Source organism: Mesorhizobium sp. M2A.F.Ca.ET.039.01.1.1 (genome assembly GCF_003998035.1).
Taxonomy (GTDB): domain Bacteria; phylum Pseudomonadota; class Alphaproteobacteria; order Rhizobiales; family Rhizobiaceae; genus Mesorhizobium.
In genome coordinates this window covers 1-2,549 of sequence record NZ_RZRY01000812.1, presented here as the reverse complement: position 1 = coordinate 2,549, position 2,549 = coordinate 1, and the positions used below count along the sequence as shown (strand labels likewise).

The following is a 2,549-nucleotide window of genomic DNA, read 5'->3' as shown; positions in this document are numbered from 1 at the left end:
CAGCAGGATGGCCTCAGGCGTGCGACCGAAGCGCTCGCCGGCGGCCGGGCGGCTGCCGTCTTCGCGCGGATGGTGTCCGTGCTTGGCGGCCCAGGCGATTTTATCGAGAACGCTGAAAAATATCTGCCGAAGGCGCAGGTCGAACTGGCGGTGAAAGCGGAACAGGCCGGCTTTGTGACCGGCATCGCCACGCGCGATATCGGGCTTGCCGTCGTGACGCTTGGCGGCGGGCGTTCCCATCCGGACGACAGGATCGATCATGCGGTCGGTTTGACCCGGCTGTTGCCGGTCGGCGCGGAGTTGCGCGCGGGGGAGGCGCTGGCGCTGGTCCATGCCCGTACCGACGCGGAGGCGGAGACAGCAGCGGCGGCGGTGAGAGCCGCTTACACGATCGGCAGTTCCAAGCCGCCCGCCGAGAAGACCGTGCTCAGGCGGATATTGGCTCGATAAAGCAGGTCACCGTTTCGCGGAAACGGTGACCTGCTTTATCTGTTTTGTTTTGACGCAATTCCGGACGGAAAACCGCTGCACACTTTTCCTGGAATTGCTTATGACACACTTACTGGACAAGCAGCAGCGCGCCGTCTTGGACCTGGTATTTCTGCAACCGCTGCAGGAAGCTCATGCCGATGAGGTTGGTCTGCAGCGCCCGGTCGTCGAGCACCATCGCCTGGACGTTGTCGACCGAGATCTTGCCAATCTGCAGGTGGTCGACTGTCACAACAGCGGCCTTGATCGCCCCATTGGCGGTGTTCGCCTGTTGATTGAAATCTGACGGGTTGAGCGAGATGCCGATCCTGCGCGCGGTCGAGGCGTTGATGGCGACCAGTGTCGCGCCGGTGTCGATCATGCCATCGATCTGCCGGCCGTTGAGCTTGAACTGGGATGTGAAATGGCCGCGGGCATCGGCATTGACCAGAACCTGCCGGCCGAGCGGCAACGGCGCCGCTGGCTTGCTCGGCACCGAAGCGAGGTTGACTTGGGGCTCGGCCTTCGGCGCCGCCGGCCGCGCGGCATCGGTCGATTTGAGCAGTCCGTCCACCAGATGCGGATTGGCCTGAAAGACGATCGGAATCGAGGCCGAGGTTCCGGCAAAAATACCGAGGATGAGAAGCTTGCGCAGCATGGATGCCCCTTGGATCAAGGCCACATCCTAACGCTGGCATGGTGTTTGCCGCTTTAATGTGCGCCGGAACCGCGCGGTTGTGTAAACGCGCGGTAAACGGATGCGCTCACTTTGTCCCGTACATGCGATCGCCGGCGTCGCCGAGGCCGGGCATGATATAGCCCTTGTCGTTCAGCTGGCGGTCGATCGAGGCGGTGAAGATCGGCACATCCGGATGCGCCTTGGTGAAGCGCTCGATGCCTTCGGGGGCGGCAAGCAGGCAGAGGAAGCGGATGTTGGTGGCGCCGCGTCCCTTCAGCTTGTCGATGGCGGCAATCGCCGAATTGGCGGTCGCCAGCATCGGATCGACGACGATCACCAGGCGGTCGGCAAGGTCGCTCGGCGCCTTGAAGAAATATTCCACCGCTTCCAGGGTCTCATGGTCGCGGTAGAGGCCGATATGGGCGACGCGGGCGGCTGGCACCAGATCGAGCAGGCCCTCGAGCAGGCCATTGCCGGCGCGCAGCACCGAGGCGAAGACCAGTTTCTTGCCTTCCAGCGTCGGCGCCTCCATCTCCTCGATCGGCGTCTCGATCATGGTCGTGGTCAGCTCGAGATTACGGGTCACTTCATAGCCGAGCAGCAGCGAGATCTCGCGCAGCAGCCGCCGGAAGCCGGCCGTCGAGGTCTCCTTCTTGCGCATGATGGTCAGCTTGTGCTGGACAAGGGGGTGGTCGACGACGGTGACGCCCTGCATCGTGATCTCCTGAAATTCCGGCTGCTGGAAGCGACCCTAGCGACAATGCGCCGGCCAAGGAACCGCCCGGCGGCCATCCACCACAGCTTTTGCCTTAAATCCAGAAGAAGAACGAATCCAGCGGAGAGTTAGCGGCCGACGCCGTTGACACGGGCAAGCAGGGCGGCCTTGGTTTTCTTGTCCACGAAGGCTGCCTCGATGGCCGTCCGCGTCACGGCGGTAAGCGCCTTGTCGTCCATGCGGAAATGCTCGGCGGCGATATCGTATTCGCGCTTCAGCGAGGTCCAGAAATAGGGCGGGTCGTCGGAGTTGAGCGTCACCTTGCAGCCGGCGGCGCGCAGCGCCGGAAAGGGATGGTCGGCGAAGCTGTCGAAGACTTTCAGCGCGATGTTGGAGCCCGGGCAGCATTCCAGCACCACGCCCTGGTCGGCGATGCGGCGGACGAGGTCGGGGTTCTCGATGGCGCGAACGCCATGGCCGATGCGGGCAGGGCGGATGTGGTCGAGGGCGGCCGCCACACTTTCCCAACCCATCAGCTCGCCGGCATGGATGGTGATGCCGAGGCCGGCTTCACGCGCGATCTCGAAGGCGCGCACATAGTCCTCGAAATCGCCGATGCGCTCGTCGCCGGCGACGCCGAAACCGGTCACCAGCGGATGGCCGCAGCGCGCCGCGAAGCGTGCGGCC

General features: G+C 63.9%; 3 protein-coding genes and 1 pseudogene. 1 reads left to right on the top strand and 3 read right to left on the bottom strand.

Annotation, left to right across the window (positions count from 1 at the left end; all coding sequences use genetic code 11):
* Positions 1-450, top strand: a pseudogene (locus EOA24_RS34060) (thymidine phosphorylase); the annotation flags it as partial.
* Positions 451-559: 109 nt separating this feature from the next.
* Here EOA24_RS34060 and EOA24_RS34055 read toward each other — a convergent pair.
* The 3 genes from EOA24_RS34055 to add all read right to left on the bottom strand — a co-directional run.
* Positions 560-1,126, bottom strand: a complete 567-nt coding sequence (locus tag EOA24_RS34055; RefSeq protein ID WP_126081402.1) for a TIGR02281 family clan AA aspartic protease — start codon at positions 1,124-1,126, stop codon at positions 560-562.
* Positions 1,127-1,232: 106 nt separating this feature from the next.
* Positions 1,233-1,862, bottom strand: coding sequence for a uracil phosphoribosyltransferase (upp, locus tag EOA24_RS34050; protein ID WP_027165262.1), 630 nt, complete (start codon positions 1,860-1,862; stop codon positions 1,233-1,235).
* A gap of 128 nt (positions 1,863-1,990) precedes the next feature.
* Positions 1,991-2,549 (bottom strand): adenosine deaminase (add, locus tag EOA24_RS34045; RefSeq protein ID WP_127410595.1); only part of this gene is annotated, 559 nt, incomplete at its 5' end.

Bases quoted from the DNA above. Each gene is read 5' to 3' on its own strand.
- EOA24_RS34055 (WP_126081402.1), bottom strand. From the start codon at position 1,126: ATGCTGCGCAAGCTTCTCATCCTCGGTATTTTTGCCGGAACCTCGGCC.
- upp (WP_027165262.1), bottom strand. From the start codon at position 1,862: ATGCAGGGCGTCACCGTCGTCGACCACCCCCTTGTCCAGCACAAGCTG.